A 14,180-nucleotide genomic window follows, 5' to 3' on the forward strand; every position below is an offset into this window, starting at 1 on the left:
GGGTCATCCACCGCGTCTATGGGCCGGGGCGCAACGAGCGCGAGGCGGTGTCCAGCATCGCGCGCAGCCAGGTGTGCGCGGCGTCGTCGGAGCGCAGCCGGTGCCACCAGAAGATCTCCACGATCGGCGGCGGGTCCCCCGGGCAGGGAAGGATCCGCAGGTCGGGACGGTCGGCGAAACCGGCGGCGAGCCGACCCTGCATGACCGCGACCCGATCGGTCCCGGCGACGAACCACGGGGTGGCCGCGTAGCTGTCGACCCGCACCGCCACCCGCGGCCGGGTGCCGAGCATAGCCAGCAGGGGCGCGAGCGGGGAGCTCGCCGGGTACTGCGGGTCGGGCTGGTTCGGGATCACCCACGGCAGACGTTCGAGGTCGGCCAGCTCGATCCGGTCCCGCACCGGGTTCTCCGCGTCGACGACGCACACCCAGCGGTCCCGGAACAGCTCCTGGCCGCACAGCTCGTCGACCTTGAACTCGGCCTTCGGCGCGGAGATGATCCCGTCCAGCGTGCGCAGCGTCTCCGGCAGGTCGCCGGGCAGCCTGCCCTTCACGACCGGGACATGCAGCCGCACGCCGGGTGCGGCCTCGTGCACCACGCGCGACAGCGACTCGCCCATCGCCGCCAGCACGTAGTCGGTGGTCATCACCGTGAACTCGTGCTCGGAGACCTCCGGCCGGAACGGCTCCTCCGGTGCGAACAACCGCTCCAGGCCGAGGCAGAGCGGCTCGACCTGGAGGGCGAGCCGGCGCCCCAGCGGGGACAGCACGTAGCGGCCGCGGGTGCGTTCGAGCAGGTCGTCGTCGAAGTGCCTGCGCAGCCGGGCGAGCGCGGCGCTCGCCGCGGGCTGGGTCACCCCGACCCGCTCGGCCGCCCGGGTGACGTTCTGTTCGCGCAGCAGCTCCCGCAGGATCACCAGCAGGTTCAGGTCGACGTTGGCCAGCGCGGCCGTCGCGGAACGGGGCACCTCAGGTCTCCTGCTCGTCCAGGCCCGAGACCGGGAGCACGGTCCGGACCGTCCAACCGCCGTCCGGGCGCGGGCCCGCCGAGCAGGTACCGCCCCACCGTTCGGCCCGCTCACGCATCGACACCAGCCCCAGGCCGCCGGGCACGCTGGCCGGCGGATCCGCGGGCCGGGTCCCGGACCCGTCGTCGGCGACCTCGACCACCAGGTCGCCGTCGCTGCGTTCGATCCGTACCCGCACCGTGTCCGCCCCGGCGTGCTTGACGGCGTTGTGCAGGGCCTCCCGGACGGTCCGGTAGAGGTCGTCGGTGACCCCGGGGCCCAGCCGCGGGTCCACCGGGGCGACGACGTCCACCCGCAGGCCCGTCCGGGACTGCACCTCGGAGGCGTGCGTGCGGACCGCCTCCACCAGGTCACCGCCACGCGGTGCGGCCGGGTGCATCTCGCGCACCAGCAGCCGCAGGTCGTCCAGTGCGTCGGCGGACATCGCGGACAGCTCGGTCGCCGCGCCCAGCACGCGGGCCGGGTCCGGGTCGGAGCGGTCCAGCCGGCCCTGCAGTGCCGAGACCTGCATGCGGATCGAGAACAGCTGCTGCACCACCGAGTCGTGCAGGTCCCGGGCCAGCCTGCGGCGCTCCGCCGTGCGGGCGTCGGATCGGGAACGGGCCACCAGCCGGGCGGTGTCCACGGCGACGGCGGCGTGCGCGGCCATCGCCTCCAGGAACGCCAGCGACGACGGGTCCGGCGCCTCGTCCGGCTCGTAGTAGGCGTTGATCACGCCGACGGTGGTGCCACGGACGACCATCGGCATCGCGACGAACCCGTCCCAGTCCGGCCGGTCCATGATCTCGTGCAGCGGCTCCCACGCCGGGTCCGCCATGATCGCCGCCCGGCGGTGCGGGACGACGACCGCCTCGCCCCGCGCGTGCGCCTCCAGGAACCGGATGTCCGCGCCGCCCTCCCGGCAGGCCCGCAGCCGCCGGACGAAGTCGGGTGCCGCGCCGAACCCGGCCATCCCGAGCACCTGCAGGTCGGCCGCCGGGTCGTCGACCGCCAGGATCTGGGCGGCCGCGATGTGCGCGGTGCCGATGATCTCGCGGGCGATGGCGTCCAGCGTGCCGGCCAGCGACCCCGCCTCGGCGACCCCAGCGGCGGCCCGGACGATCGCGGTCAGCCGCTCCTGCCGGGCCAGCCGGTCGGTGACGTCGCTGAACCACACGGCCAGGCCGCCGGTGCCGTCCGGCGCGGCCCGGTAGCGGAGCTCGCGGGCCGACCCGTCGGCCCCGGTCCAGCGCACCGTCCGGGTCCCGGACGGGCCCACCGGGCCGGGGACGAACGGCGCTAGGACGCCCACGAGCTCGTCGGCCGGGCGGCCGAGCAGCCGGAGGGCGGCCGGGTTCAGCGAACGGAACCGGCCGTCGGCGTCGAGCAGGACCAGGCCGTCCGCACACACCGCGACGAGCGCGGCCGCTCCCGGCTCGTCCCGGTCGGGAACGGTCGTCACATCGGTGTGCACCGCACCATCATGCGGTCACTCGCCGCCCGGTTCGAGCGTTTCGCCGGGGTAGCCGATCTCGATCCGCTCCTCGGGGACGCCCAGGGCCGAGTGCAGCACGGCTCGCATCATGTCCTTCGGGACGAGACAGTCCGCGCAGGCGTCCGGTCCGGCGCTGATCCGGACCTGCAGCCGGTCGCCGGACTCGGTCACCTCCATCGCGTAGTCGTCGGCCTCCAGACCGGCGCACAGTCCGTCCAGAGCGGCGTGGTCGATCGTCATGTGCGGGTCCCTTCGTCGTCGGTGCGTCCGGGTGGGTCGAGCGGGAAGTGGCAGGCGGCCCGGTGCCCCGGCGCCAGTTCGACGAGCACCGGTTCCTCCTCGGCGCAGCGCTGCTGCGCGCGCGGGCAGCGGGTGCGGTAGCGGCAGCCGCTGGGCGGGTCCAGCGGCGACGGCGGCTCGCCGGGGGGCGCCGTGGGCCGCCGCACCCGTCCGGTCGCCGGGTCCAGGCCGGGGATCGAGTCGAGCAGCGCCGAGGTGTAGGGGTGCCGGGGCGCGCGGTAGAGCGCGGTCGCGGGGCCGATCTCGGCGAGCTGCCCGAGGTGCATCACCGCGACCCGGTCGCTGACCTGTTTGACCAGCGCGAGATCGTGCGCGATGAACAGGTAGGACAGGCCGAGCTCGGAGCGCAGGCGTTCGAACAGGTTGAGCACCTGTGCCTGGATCAGCACGTCCAGCGAGGACACCGCCTCGTCGCAGATGAGCAGCGCCGGGTCCAGCGCGATCGCCCGGGCGATCGCGACCCGCTGGCACTGCCCGCCGGACAGCTCGTGCGGGCGCCGCCGCCCGTACAGCGACGGGTCCAGCCCGACCATGTCCAGCAGCTCGTCGACGCGGCGGGCACGCGAGGCGGCGGTGCCCTCCCGGTAGCCGACCAGCGGCTCGGCGACCAGCTCGGCGACCCGCCAGCGCGGGTTCAGCGAGCCGAACGGATCCTGGTAGACCATCTGCAGCGACCGCCGGGCCCGCACCAGGTCGCGCCGCCGCAGACCCATCAGGTCGACACCCTGGAACTCGATCTCGCCCGACTGCGGCCGCGGCGCCTGGATCAGCGACCGGGCCAGCGTGGACTTGCCGGAACCGGTCTCGCCGACCACCCCCAGCGTCTCCCCCGGGTGGACCTCCAGCGACACGTTCGAGACGGCGTGCACCACGCCGCCCTTCACCCCGCCCGCGGCCCGGACCGGGAACTCCTGGACGACGTCGCGGGCGGCCAGCAGCGGGGCGACCGGAGCGGCCCGCGACCCGGCCCCCCGGTGGTCGGTGACGGTCATCGCCGGTCCTCCTCGGGTTCGGTGCCCCGGCCGGGTTCGGGATGCCAGCAGGCCCAGCGGTGGCCGGGCTCGTGTTCGGTCAGTGGCGGCTCGGTCAGGCACTGCTCGTCGGCCGAGGCGCACCGTGGGCGGAACGGGCAGCCCTCGGGCAGCGCCCGCAGGTCGGGCGGCTGGCCGGGGATCACCGGCAGCAGGGTGTGCGACGGCCGGTCGAGCAGCGGGATCGCGCCGAGCAGTGCCGCGGTGTAGGGCATCCGGACGGCACCGAACAGGGTCGGCGCGGGCGCGTACTCGACGGCCCGGCCCGCGTACATGACCAGCACGTCGTCGGCGTAGCTGGCGGCCAGCCCGAGGTCGTGGCTGATCATGACGACGGCGGTGCCGAGCCGCTGCTGCAGTTCGGCCAGCAGCTCCATGATCTGGGCCTGGGTGGTCACGTCGAGCGCGGTCGTCGCCTCGTCGGCGATCAGCAGCCGGGGCTGCCCGGCCAGCGCGATCGCGATCATGACCCGCTGCCGCATCCCTCCGGAGAGCTGGTGCGGGTACTCGAAGAAGCGCCGCTCCGGTGCCGGCAGCCGGACCATCGTGAGCAGCTCGACGGCACGCTCCCGCGCCGACCGGGCGTCGACGTCGGCGTGCACCCGGACGGCCTCGGTGATCTGGTTGCCGATCCGCATCGTCGGGTTGAGCGAGCGGGCCGGGTCCTGGAAGACCATGGCGATGTCCGAGCCGCGCCGCCTGCGCATCCGCCGCTCCGGCATGCCGATCAGCTCGGTGCCGTCGAACGTCGCCGAGCCGGTGACCCGGGCGGAGCCGGGCAGCAGCCCGAGCAGCGCCCGGGAGCTCACGCTCTTGCCGGACCCGGACTCGCCGATCACCGCCAGCGTCCGTCCGGGGGCGACGCTGTAGGACAGCCCGTTGACCGCGTGCACGGGAACGCCCTCGCGGGTGAACCGGACCCGCAGGTCCCGCACCACGAGCAGCGGATCTCCGACCGGCGCCGGGTCGGTACGGGCCGGCGCGGTGTCGGTGCCGGAGATGGTCATCGGCCGCTCCATCGTGCGCGCAGGGTCTCGCCGAGCAGGTTGAAGGTCAGGACGGTCACGAAGAGCACCAGGCACGGCCAGACGACCAGCATCGGCGTCGCGGACAGGCTCTGCTGGCCCTGGGCGATCATGTTTCCCCAGCTGGGGGTGGGTGGCGGGATGCCGAGCCCGAGGAACGACAGCGCCCCCTCGATCACCATCACGATGCCCATGCCGAGCATCCCGAAGGTGATCAGCTGGGGTGCGATGTTGGGCGCGACGTGGCGCAGCAGCGTCCGGTGGCCGGGCGTCCCGCACAGCTCGGCCGCGGCCATGAACGGCTGCTCGCGCAGCCGCAGGGTGGCGGCCCTGGCGATCCGGGCGAACGCCGGCACGCTGAAGAACGCCAGCGCGAGGACGGTGTTGGTCCGGCTCGGGCCGAGGCTCTGGGCCACCGCCAGGGTCAGCACCAGCGACGGGAACGCGATCAGCACGTCCAGCACCCGCATGATGACGGTGTCGACGATCCCGCCGAGGAAGCCCGACACCGCGCCGAGGGTGCCGCCCACGAGCAGCCCGAGCAGGTTCACCGACACCGCGACGATCAGCGACGAGCGCCCGCCGTGCAGCACCCGGGACAGGATGTCGTTGCCGTTCGGGTCGGTGCCGAGCAGGTGCCCCGGTGAGAGCGCCGGGAGGTAGCTCGACAGCACGCTCCCGCCGACCGGCGGCGGCAGCGGCAGCACCACCGGTCCGACGAAGCAGGCCGCGGTGATCAGGGCGAGCAGCCCGCCCGGCAGGACGACCGCCGGGCTCCGGAGCAGGCCGCGCCTGCCCGGCGGCGCGGTGGGGACGACGGCGGTGACGGGCTCAGCGACTGCCATAGCGGATCCTCGGGTCGAGCACGGCGTAGAGCAGGTCGGCGAGCAGGTTGGCCAGCACCGCGATCACGGCGAACACGACGACGCAGGCCTGCACCACCACGAAGTCCCGGGTGTTGATCGCCTGCAGGAGCAGCTGCCCGAGGCCGGGCAGCGCGAAGATCTGCTCGATGATCACGGTCGCGCCGATCAGCGTCCCCAGGTTCAGCCCGACCACGGTGATCAGCCCGAACGACGAGTTCCGGAACGCGTGCCGCACCAGTACCCGCCACGGCCCGACGCCCTTGGCCCGGGCCGTGGTGATGTAGTCCTCGCCCTGCAGCTGGTCCACCAGGTCCCCGCGCAGGAACCGGGTGTAGAAGCAGAACAGCGGGAACGCGATCGCCACCGCGGGCAGCGCCAGCGAGTGCAGGTTGCCGGTCACGCTCTCCGAGAGCGGTACGAAGCCGATCGCCGGGAAGATCGAGAACTGCACCGCGAACAGCAGCACCAGCAGCAGGGCCAGCACGTAGTTCGCCACCGACAGCCCGGTGATGCTGACGAGCATGCTGAGCCGGTCGAACAGGCGGTTCGGCCGGTAGGCCGCCAGCAGCGCGACCGGGATCGCCAGTCCGAGCGACAGGACGAAGGCCATCCCCACCAGCTGTCCGGTGACGGCCAGTCGCTCCGCGAGCACCGGGGTGACCGGCTGGCCGCTGACCACCGAGTTGCCGAGGTCACCGGTCACGGCGCCGCCGAGCCACTGCAGGTAGCGCACCGGCCCGGACCGGTCGAGCCCGAGCCGCTGTTCCAGCGCGGCGATCTGCTCGGCGGTCGCCTCCGGTCCGAGCAGCTGCTGCGCCGCCCCGCCCGGGATCAGGCTGAGCACCCAGAAGGTCAGGACGCTGGCCCCGAGCACGATGGGGACCGCCACCAGCGTCCGCTTGCCGACCATCCGCAGCGCCGGTGACCCGCGCAGCGCCGCGAGGCGCGCGGAACGGTCGCGGACCGGTACGCCCGCGGTCACTGCTGCGACTCCCGCCAGACCTCGTCCCAGTGCACGCCGGTGTTGACGACGATCGGCGGGATCCGGCTGGTCAGGCCCGGTCCGTACACCCCCGGGACCGCGAGGTTGGCCGGAGCGAACGCGAGGCCGAACGGGCCGTAGTGGTTCTCGGCGATCAGGCCGCCCGCCCGGTCGTAGAGCTCCTGGCGCTGCGCGGGATCGACCGAGGCGGCGGCCTGGTCGAACAGTGCGTCCAGCGCGGGGTCGGCGACCCCGGAGAACGGGCTGTCCGAGTCGAACCGGAAGTTGACGCCGACCCCGGCGGCCGGGTCCCACGAGCCGGCGGTCTGCAGCATCGCCTGCCAGCCGCCCCCGTTGAACTCCTGGACCAGTGTGGACAGCTCGTAGGTCTCGGTCCGGACGGTGATTCCCGCCTCCTGCCACTGCGTCTGCAGCGCGGTCATGACCTGCTCGGCCACGTAGGACCCGAGTGTCCCGAGGTCGACCTCCAGCCCGCCGAGCTCCGCGACGAGCTGCCGCGCCCGCTCCGGGTCGTGGCCGGTGTAGCCGGGGGTCGACTCGGTGTGGAACAGCCCGCCCGGACCGGTGAAGCTCTGGCTGACCGGGTAGAGGCCGCGGAACAGGCCCTGCCCGATCGCGTCGAAGTCGGTGGCGGCGTAGATCGCCTCCCGGGCCCGCGGGTCGTCGAACGGCGCGGCCCGGGTGTTGAGCTGGACGACGTAGGGCGACGTCGCGGGCTGCACGGTCACGGCGAGCCGCCCCTGGGACTGCGCCTGCTCCAGCAGCGGCGTCGTGGTCAGCCCCTCGTACGCCTGCGCCTGCCCCGCCAGCAGCGCCTGGTAGGCGGGCTGGTCGCCGCCGATCGACTGGAAGGTCAGCCGGTCCAGGTAGGGCAGACCCTCCTTGAAGTAGTCCGGGTTGCGTTCCAGCACCAGCTCGGAGCTGAGCTGGTTCGACACCACGGTGAAGGGCCCGGCGCCGACCGGCTCGATCGCGAACGCGTCCTCGCCCTTCGTCGCGAGCGCGGAGGGCGAGGCGATCCAGTTCACGTTCGTCACCGGCATCGCGTTGATCACCCCGGCGTAGGGCCGGGTGAACTCCAGGACGACGGTCAGCGGCCCGTCCGTGGTGATCCCGCCGTCGGCCAGTGGCCAGTTCGGCGAGCAGGTGCAGGGCGAGTCCACGGCGCGGCGGAAGTTGGCGGCGACCGCCTCGGCGTCGAACGGCGTGCCGTCGGTGAACCGGAGCCCCTCACGCAGGGTGATCCGGACCGTCCGGCCCCCGTTCTCGACCGAGCTGCTCTCCGCCTGGTGCGGCTCCACCCGGGCGTTGCTGCCGTCGTCGTCGGCGACGAGCCGGAACAGCCCGCCGTAGATCGCGCTCATCTGCGGCACGTTCGCCCCGCCGGTGGTGTTGGTCGCCGGATCCAGGCCGGTCGGCCAGCCGCCGGCGAACGACGCGTTCTCCAGCACCGTCAGCTCACCGCCCCGCTGGGGTGGACCGGTCGGCTCCGCGGGAGCGCCGCCCGCGTTCGTCGTCGCCCCACCTCCGCAACCGGCCACGACCATGGCCGTGGCCAGCAGCAGGGCCGGCAGGTGCATCCGTCGTCTCACGGGGCACTCCCGTTCGGTTCGGGACCGGCCGGCCCGCGCTGCGGCGGGGCGTCCGGTCGGTGGTGGGACCCGGGGACCGGCGGTCGGGGCGGCCGGGAACGTGATCGGGCTCACTGTGATGTCGACCAGCGTCGGACAGCCCCACGGTCGCGGTGGAGGGCGCTTCCGCCCGGCGGAAGACAACTTGGCGCCCCGCCCGGCCCGACCACGACGAATGACGTAGGCAGCTCTGTCCCATCCGACCCGTTCGTCCGTGCTGCCCTTGTGACGCAGCGTGTGGCCTGCGGAGACTGGCCGGGCGCCGGCTCCGGCCGCCGCACGACGTGGACGCTGGACAAGGGGGTCGGGCGTGGTGGAACCCTGCGGTACGACGGGCACGAGGGCCGGTCGATGACGGTCACGGCGGAGCGCGGCCCGGGGTGGGCCCACGAACCGGATCCCGGCCGGCGGGTCACGGCCGCGGGCCGGATGCTGGCGGTGCTCGACGCCTTCGGGCCCCGGCACCGGTCGCTCACGCTCAGCGACATCGCGCGGCGTGCCGGGCTGAGCCTGTCGACCGCGCACCGGCTGGTGCACGAGCTGGTGGCCTGGGGTGCGCTGGAGCGCGACGGCGAGGGCCGCTACTCGGTCGGGCTGCGGCTGCTGGAGCTGTCGGCGCTGGCACCGCGCGGTCTCGGCCTGCGCGAGGCCGCCTACCCGCACCTCGAAGACCTCCACCGGGCCACCCGCGGCAACGTCCACCTGGGGGTGCGGGACGGCACCGGCGTGGTCTACGTGGAGGCGATCCGTGCCCGCGTCCGCAACCCGGTGAACAGCCGGGTCGGGGACCGCTGGCCGATGCACGCCACCGGCACCGGGCTGGTGCTGCTCGCGCACGCCGAACCGGAGTTCCAGGAACAGGTGCTGAGCGCGCCGCTGGAACGCTTCAGCCCGCTGACGGTGATCGACCCGGACGAGCTGCGCCGCACCCTGGCCTCGATCCGGCAGACCGGGGTGGCGGTGGCGCGCGGGCAGATCACGGTGCCCGACATGGTGGTCGCGGTGCCGGTGCTCGACGCCGGCGGACGGGTCGCCGCGGCCGTCAGCGTGGTCGTGGAGGCGACCGACGCGCGGACCCGCGAGCTCGCGGGGGTGTTGACGCAGGCGTCCCGGGCGATCTCCCGGACCCTGGGGCCACGCCCGGTGACCGGCCTCTGAGCGTCCGGCACACGCCGCTCCCCCGGGCACCGGGCCCGGGGGAGCAAGCGTGCGGCGATACCGGGTCAGACCGGTGGGTCGACCCCGAGCCAGCGGAAGGTGTTGTGCCACAGGATGTCGTCCAGCTCGGCCGCGGACAGGTCCAGCGACCGCAGGGTCCGGCCGCAGGGCTCCTCGCGCGGCATCGCCGGGAAGTCCGAGCCCGCCAGCAGCCGGTCGTGGCCGAGCAGGTCGACGAGGTAGCGCAGGGCGCGGTGGTCGAAGACCATCGTGTCGTAGTAGAAGCGCCGGGCGAGCTCCGACGGGGACGGGCCGTCGTCGTGCGCGAACGCGCGCTCGGGCACCGCGGGCTCCTCGTTCCAGGTGCTGCTCCAGAAGTACTGCGCCCGCGGCAGGACGAGCGGGAACCCGCCGGCCGCGTGGCTGAACGACAGCCGCAGGTCCGGGCACCCGGCCGCGGTCCCGCCGGTGACCATCGACGCGGCGGCGGTCGCGCCCTGCAGGCCGACCACGTGGGTGCCCATCGCCGAGGCCGGGAGCTGGTCGGTCGGGGCGGGCATCGCGTGCACGAACACCGGCAGCCCGAGCCGTTCCGCCTCGGCGAAGAACGGCCGGAACCGCTCGTCCCCGATCGGCCTGCCGAGCACTCCGGAGGCGATCTCGACACCGTGCAGGCCGGCGTCGCGGATCTGCTTCAGCTCCGCGGTCGCGGTGTCCGGGTCCTGCATCGGGACGATGCCGAAGCCGTAGAGCCTGCCCGGGGCGGCCGCGCTCAGCGTCGCGGTGAACTCGTTGACGTGCCGGGCCAGTGACAGCCCGTCGGCGACCGGGAGGTCGTAGCGCAGCAGCGGCGGCATCGGGGTGATCACCTCGGCGTCCACACCGGACGCGTCCTGGGCCTCGATCCGCCGTTCGGCGTCGAAGAACGCGGCCTTCGCGGTGAACCGCACCGACCCGAACACCAGCAGCCGGGCGTCGGTGCCGTCGATCGCCTCCATCCGCGGGAAGCACCCGGGGGCGTCGTCGGGGTAGTCGTGGGGCAGCAGGTGGGCGTGTGCGTCGATCAGCACGGCGACTCCTCAGCGCAGGTGGGGATGGACCGACACGTGCACCGCGCGCTCGCCGGGCTCGTCCCCGCCGAGGGTCCGCAGTGCCAGCGCGGTGTCGTCGAGCCCGAAGGTGTGGGTGTGCAGCTTCTCCAGCGGGAAGCGGCCGGACTCGATGATCGCGATGGCCTCGGCGTAGCCGCGGGCGTCGACGCCGTAGGCACCGCGCACGGTCAGCGCCCGGTTGATGATCAGGTCGGTGTTCAGCGGGTTCTCCCGGCCGCCCTTGAGCCCGGCGAGCACGACGGTGCCGCCGTGCTTCGCGGCGCGCAGCGCCTGGGTGAGCGGGGCGGCGGCCATCGGGGTCAGCTCCAGGACGACGTCGGCCCCGGCCCCGCCGGTCAGGTCGAGCACCGTCTCGACCGGGTCCTCGGCGCCCTCCCCGTCGACGACGACGGTGTGGTCGGCGCCGAACTCCCTGGCCAGCTCCAGCTTGTGCACGTCGGACTCCAGTCCGGTGACGACGATCGTCCCGGCCCCGGCCGCACGGGCGGCGATCACCGAGGCGATCCCGCGCTGGCCCGCACCCAGCACCAGCACGGTGTCGCCGAGCCCGACGCCGCCCAGGTGCACCGCCCACCGGACGCCGGCGCCGAGCGGGTTGAACATCACCGCCAGCTCGGCGGGCAGGTCCCGGTCGACCTTGTGCAGCACCGCGTTCGGGGCCAGGTAGAGGTGCTCGGCCATGCCGCCCCAGAGAGACGGCGCGACGTCGGTCCCGGTCACGCCGTGTGCGTTCCCGCGGTGGCGGCAGGACTGGTAGCGGCCGGTGAGGCAGTCGTGGCAGGCCCGGCACGGCACGATGACCTCGAGGGCGACCCGGTCACCCGGCTCGACGCCCCACCGGGCGGCCGCGCGCTCGCCGACCTCCTCGACGATCCCGAGCGGCTCGTGCCCGGGGATCACCGGCTTGCCCGAGCCCATCCGCATGTGGCCGCGGAACATCTCGACGTCGCTGCCGCAGATCCCGTTCGCCTCGACCCGCAGCAGCCCGTCGTCGGCACCGATCGCGGGGCGCGGGAACTCGCGCAGCTCGATCGTCCCGGGTGCGGTCTGGACGGCCGCGCGTACCTGGTCGCTCATGGTGTGTCTCCTGCGTGGTCGGCGGGTCGGGGCAGCGGGAACGGGCTGAGCCCGCCGCCGTCGAGGACGAGGGTCTGGGCGGTGACGTAGCCGGCGTCCTCTGCGGCGAGGTAGGCGACCGCCGCGGCGACGTCGTCGGGCCGTCCGGCCCGCCCGACCGCGATGGACCGCCCGCGGGCGGCGACCGCCGCGACGGCGGCCTCGTCGTCCAGCGTCGGATCGAGCACCGCCCGGCTGGTGGCGAGCAGGCCGGGACAGATCGCGTTGACCGTGATCCCCCACCCGGCGACGTCCATCGCGAGCGCGCGGGTCAGCCCGACCACCCCGGCCTTGGACGCCGAGTAGGCGGCCGAGCGCGGGGCCGCGGACAGCCCGGCCATCGAGGAGATGTTGACGATGCGGCCGTAGCGCTGCCCGCGCATCACCGGCACCGCCTCCCGGCACATCAGGAAGGTGCCGGTCAGGTTGGTGTGCAGCAGCTCCTGCCACACCTGCAGCGAGGTCTCGCCGATGTCGGCCCGGTCGGCGCCCTGTGGTGCGGCGGCGTTGTTGACCAGGACGTCGAGCCGGCCGAACTCCTCGACGGCGGTGCCGACCATGCGGGCGGCGTCCTCGGGCCGGCCGATGTCGCCGAGCACGGCGACGGCCCGGGCCCCGGTGCCGGTGAGCTCCGCGGTCAGCGTCGTGAGCCCGTCGTGCGTCCCGGTCCCGGTCTGCGCCGCCTGCCGGGCGTTGGGCACGCCGCCGGGCACCCGGTCGGTGACGACGACGGCGTACCCGGCCGCGGCTAGCCGGCGGGCGATCCCCTGGCCGGCGCCGTCCGGCTTGCCGCAGCCGGTGACCAGTGCGACCCGGGCGCTCACCGGGTCACCCCCGCCACCGGGACCGAGGTGCCCGACCAGTCGGAGAACAGCCGCACCACCATCGAAATGCCGGCGTTGCGGGCCCCGGCGACGGCCAGCAGCAGGTTCTCCCGGCCGGAGCCGGCGAGCAGCGGGTCGAAGCCGTCGCCGCGGGTGCCGTCGGCGAACCGGACCTGGCCGTCCAGGCCGTCCTTCCCGGCCCGGGCGAGGTCGGTGACGCTGCGGCCGCACCGCTGCGCCAGCCAGGCCCGCACCTCGGCACGGCCGAACCCGGCGGCGGCGAGCTGCTGGGCGTGCTCGGGACAGAACACGACCCCGGCGCTCGCGTGCCGGAAGATCCAGGCCCCGGTGCGGGAGAGCGTGTCGGCGACGTCGGCGAGCAGCTGCTCGGCCGAGCCGGTGTGCCGGTTGTCGACGTACTCGCAGGTCCGCAGCAGTGTCGCGGACACGGCGGACTCCCCCGGCGCGACGCCGGCCCCGACCGACAGCGGCTCCCAGGGGCTCTCCTCCTCGTTCTCGGCGATGCAGATCTGCCAGCGCCCGGGCAGCCCCTGGGTGGCCTGCTCCAGGGCGTGCGGGTGCACGCCGTAGACGTTGCGCACGATCAGCCCGATCGACCGGGCGACGGTGGCGTTCGGCCGGAACCCCGGCCCGAACACGCCGCCGGTGGAGTTGAACCCGAGCGCGTCGCGGACCGGGCCGTTGACCACGATCAGCGGTGCCGGGCCGCTGGTCGACTGCCAGCCCCCGCCGCCGGTGGCACGTTCCGCGGTCAGTGCGGCCCAGGCCGCGAGCACGACGGGGAAGTACTCCGGGCGGCAGCCCGCCATCACCGCGTTGATCGCGGCCAGCTCGACGGTGACCGCCCGGTCCAGCTGCGGCAGCCTGCCGATCTCGGTCTCCGGGGCCAGATCGGTGGTGGCGAGGAAGCGGTCGACCAGCGCGCGCGACGCGGGCACCACCGGCAGCCCGTCGGTCCAGCCCTGCTCGAAGCAGTGCTCGACCGCGGCGGCGGCGAGATCCGGGTCCGGGTCGGTCCCGGCGGTCACCGCTGCGCCCCGGTGAGCAGAGCGGCGACGTCGCCGGCGAGCCGCGCGGCACGGTCCCGGACCTGGTCCGGTTCGAGGATCGCGACCGGGTGCGGGGTGGTCAGGTAGCGGTAGCCGGTGGCGCCGCGCAGCGCGGCCATCGTGTCGGCGGTGGCGGCGAACGCGTCGCTGCAGATCACCGCGGCGGGCACCCCCGCCTGTTCGAACAGCACCCCGTCGGCGACGGCGGAGGCGCTGCACGATCCGCAGTCACCGACCCCGGTGACGACGACGTCGCAGCCGCGGGCGTACTCCTCGATCAGCTCGTCGGGCGCGGGGACGGCGAACTGCCGTTTCGTGCGGGCCACCGTGACCCCGGCGGCGCCGTGCTCGTCGACGAGCAGCCGGGCCAGTTCGCTGAGCAGCAGGTCGGCGTTCTTCTTGGTGTTCTCCAGGACCCCGATCCGGAGGCCGGTCAGGTCCGGGCGGCGCGGTGCGAGCAATGCCGCCCCGGGCTCCGGGGAGGGATCGGCGCCCCGGCCGGTCGGATCGAGTATGGGGTTGGGCTTCTCGGACACGTCTCGT

General features: G+C 74.3%; 14 protein-coding genes. 1 reads left to right on the forward strand and 13 read right to left on the reverse strand.

The genetic code is table 11. The features are described 5' to 3' along the window. Window positions 1–16 precede the first annotated feature (16 nt). Genes KPL60_RS11955 through KPL60_RS11990 form a run of 8 tightly spaced genes read right to left on the reverse strand, consistent with a single transcriptional unit; the run spans window position 17 to window position 8,318 of the window. Window positions 17–967 (reverse strand): LysR family transcriptional regulator, encoded by a 951-nt coding sequence (locus tag KPL60_RS11955; RefSeq protein WP_226365856.1) that lies wholly within the window; start codon window positions 965–967, stop codon window positions 17–19. Between the two features lies 1 nt (window position 968). After that, complete coding sequence (locus KPL60_RS34640) at window positions 969–2,480, reverse strand: sensor histidine kinase (protein ID WP_226365857.1); 1,512 nt, start codon at window positions 2,478–2,480, stop codon at window positions 969–971. Between the two features lie 15 nt (window positions 2,481–2,495). Beyond that, window positions 2,496–2,741 (reverse strand): hypothetical protein, encoded by a 246-nt coding sequence (locus tag KPL60_RS11965; protein ID WP_226365858.1) that lies wholly within the window; start codon window positions 2,739–2,741, stop codon window positions 2,496–2,498. Next, window positions 2,738–3,793 carry an ABC transporter ATP-binding protein gene (locus KPL60_RS11970; protein ID WP_226355931.1) on the reverse strand — a complete coding sequence of 352 codons (1,056 nt, stop codon included), beginning with the start codon at window positions 3,791–3,793 and terminating at the stop codon, window positions 2,738–2,740. The genes KPL60_RS11965 and KPL60_RS11970 overlap by 4 nt, the downstream gene beginning before the upstream one ends. Then, window positions 3,790–4,839: an ABC transporter ATP-binding protein gene (locus tag KPL60_RS11975; protein WP_226365859.1), complete on the reverse strand. Its 1,050-nt coding sequence runs from the start codon at window positions 4,837–4,839 to the stop codon at window positions 3,790–3,792. The genes KPL60_RS11970 and KPL60_RS11975 overlap by 4 nt, the downstream gene beginning before the upstream one ends. Beyond that, the gene (locus KPL60_RS11980; RefSeq protein WP_226365860.1) at window positions 4,836–5,702 is read right to left on the reverse strand and encodes an ABC transporter permease; all 867 of its coding nucleotides are present in this window, start codon (window positions 5,700–5,702) and stop codon (window positions 4,836–4,838) included. Before KPL60_RS11980 ends, KPL60_RS11975 begins: the two co-directional genes overlap by 4 nt. Then, entirely contained in the window at window positions 5,689–6,705 is a 1,017-nt protein-coding gene (locus KPL60_RS11985; protein WP_226355929.1) for an ABC transporter permease, read from the reverse strand. The genes KPL60_RS11980 and KPL60_RS11985 overlap by 14 nt, the downstream gene beginning before the upstream one ends. Then, the gene (locus tag KPL60_RS11990; protein ID WP_226365861.1) at window positions 6,702–8,318 is read right to left on the reverse strand and encodes an ABC transporter substrate-binding protein; all 1,617 of its coding nucleotides are present in this window, start codon (window positions 8,316–8,318) and stop codon (window positions 6,702–6,704) included. The genes KPL60_RS11985 and KPL60_RS11990 overlap by 4 nt, the downstream gene beginning before the upstream one ends. 468 nt (window positions 8,319–8,786) lie before the next feature. On the opposite strand from KPL60_RS11990, the gene KPL60_RS11995 reads away from it, so the two are divergent. Beyond that, window positions 8,787–9,515 (forward strand): IclR family transcriptional regulator, encoded by a 729-nt coding sequence (locus tag KPL60_RS11995; protein ID WP_226356695.1) that lies wholly within the window; start codon window positions 8,787–8,789, stop codon window positions 9,513–9,515. 65 nt (window positions 9,516–9,580) lie between these two features. On the opposite strand, the gene KPL60_RS12000 is transcribed toward KPL60_RS11995, so the two are convergent. The 5 genes from KPL60_RS12000 to KPL60_RS12020 are packed head-to-tail and all read right to left on the reverse strand — an operon-like array spanning window position 9,581 to window position 14,173. Then, window positions 9,581–10,585: an amidohydrolase family protein gene (locus KPL60_RS12000; RefSeq protein ID WP_226365862.1), complete on the reverse strand. Its 1,005-nt coding sequence runs from the start codon at window positions 10,583–10,585 to the stop codon at window positions 9,581–9,583. 9 nt (window positions 10,586–10,594) lie between these two features. Beyond that, a complete protein-coding gene (locus KPL60_RS12005) occupies window positions 10,595–11,704 on the reverse strand; it encodes a zinc-binding dehydrogenase (RefSeq protein ID WP_226365863.1) in 1,110 nt (369 codons plus the stop codon). Continuing rightward, entirely contained in the window at window positions 11,701–12,567 is an 867-nt protein-coding gene (locus KPL60_RS12010) for an SDR family NAD(P)-dependent oxidoreductase (protein ID WP_226365864.1), read from the reverse strand. Before KPL60_RS12010 ends, KPL60_RS12005 begins: the two co-directional genes overlap by 4 nt. Further along, window positions 12,564–13,616 carry a hypothetical protein gene (locus tag KPL60_RS12015; protein ID WP_226365865.1) on the reverse strand — a complete coding sequence of 351 codons (1,053 nt, stop codon included), beginning with the start codon at window positions 13,614–13,616 and terminating at the stop codon, window positions 12,564–12,566. Before KPL60_RS12015 ends, KPL60_RS12010 begins: the two co-directional genes overlap by 4 nt. Continuing rightward, entirely contained in the window at window positions 13,613–14,173 is a 561-nt protein-coding gene (locus KPL60_RS12020; protein WP_226355923.1) for a UGSC family (seleno)protein, read from the reverse strand. Before KPL60_RS12020 ends, KPL60_RS12015 begins: the two co-directional genes overlap by 4 nt. Between the last annotated feature and the right edge of the window lie 7 nt (window positions 14,174–14,180).

Origin of the sequence: Pseudonocardia sp. ICBG162, assembly GCF_020496225.1 — a bacterium.
Lineage (GTDB): Bacteria > Actinomycetota > Actinomycetes > Mycobacteriales > Pseudonocardiaceae > Pseudonocardia > Pseudonocardia alni.

Excerpts from the sequence above, each read along its gene's own strand:
- KPL60_RS11965 (WP_226365858.1), bottom strand. The coding sequence starts at position 2,741 with ATGACGATCGACCACGCCGCTCTGGACGGACTGTGCGCCGGTCTGGAG.
- KPL60_RS11980 (WP_226365860.1), bottom strand. The coding sequence starts at position 5,702 with ATGGCAGTCGCTGAGCCCGTCACCGCCGTCGTCCCCACCGCGCCGCCG.
- KPL60_RS11995 (WP_226356695.1), top strand. The coding sequence starts at position 8,787 with ATGCTGGCGGTGCTCGACGCCTTCGGGCCCCGGCACCGGTCGCTCACG.
- KPL60_RS11975 (WP_226365859.1), bottom strand. The coding sequence starts at position 4,839 with ATGACCATCTCCGGCACCGACACCGCGCCGGCCCGTACCGACCCGGCG.
- KPL60_RS11970 (WP_226355931.1), bottom strand. The coding sequence starts at position 3,793 with ATGACCGTCACCGACCACCGGGGGGCCGGGTCGCGGGCCGCTCCGGTC.
- KPL60_RS12005 (WP_226365863.1), bottom strand. The coding sequence starts at position 11,704 with ATGAGCGACCAGGTACGCGCGGCCGTCCAGACCGCACCCGGGACGATC.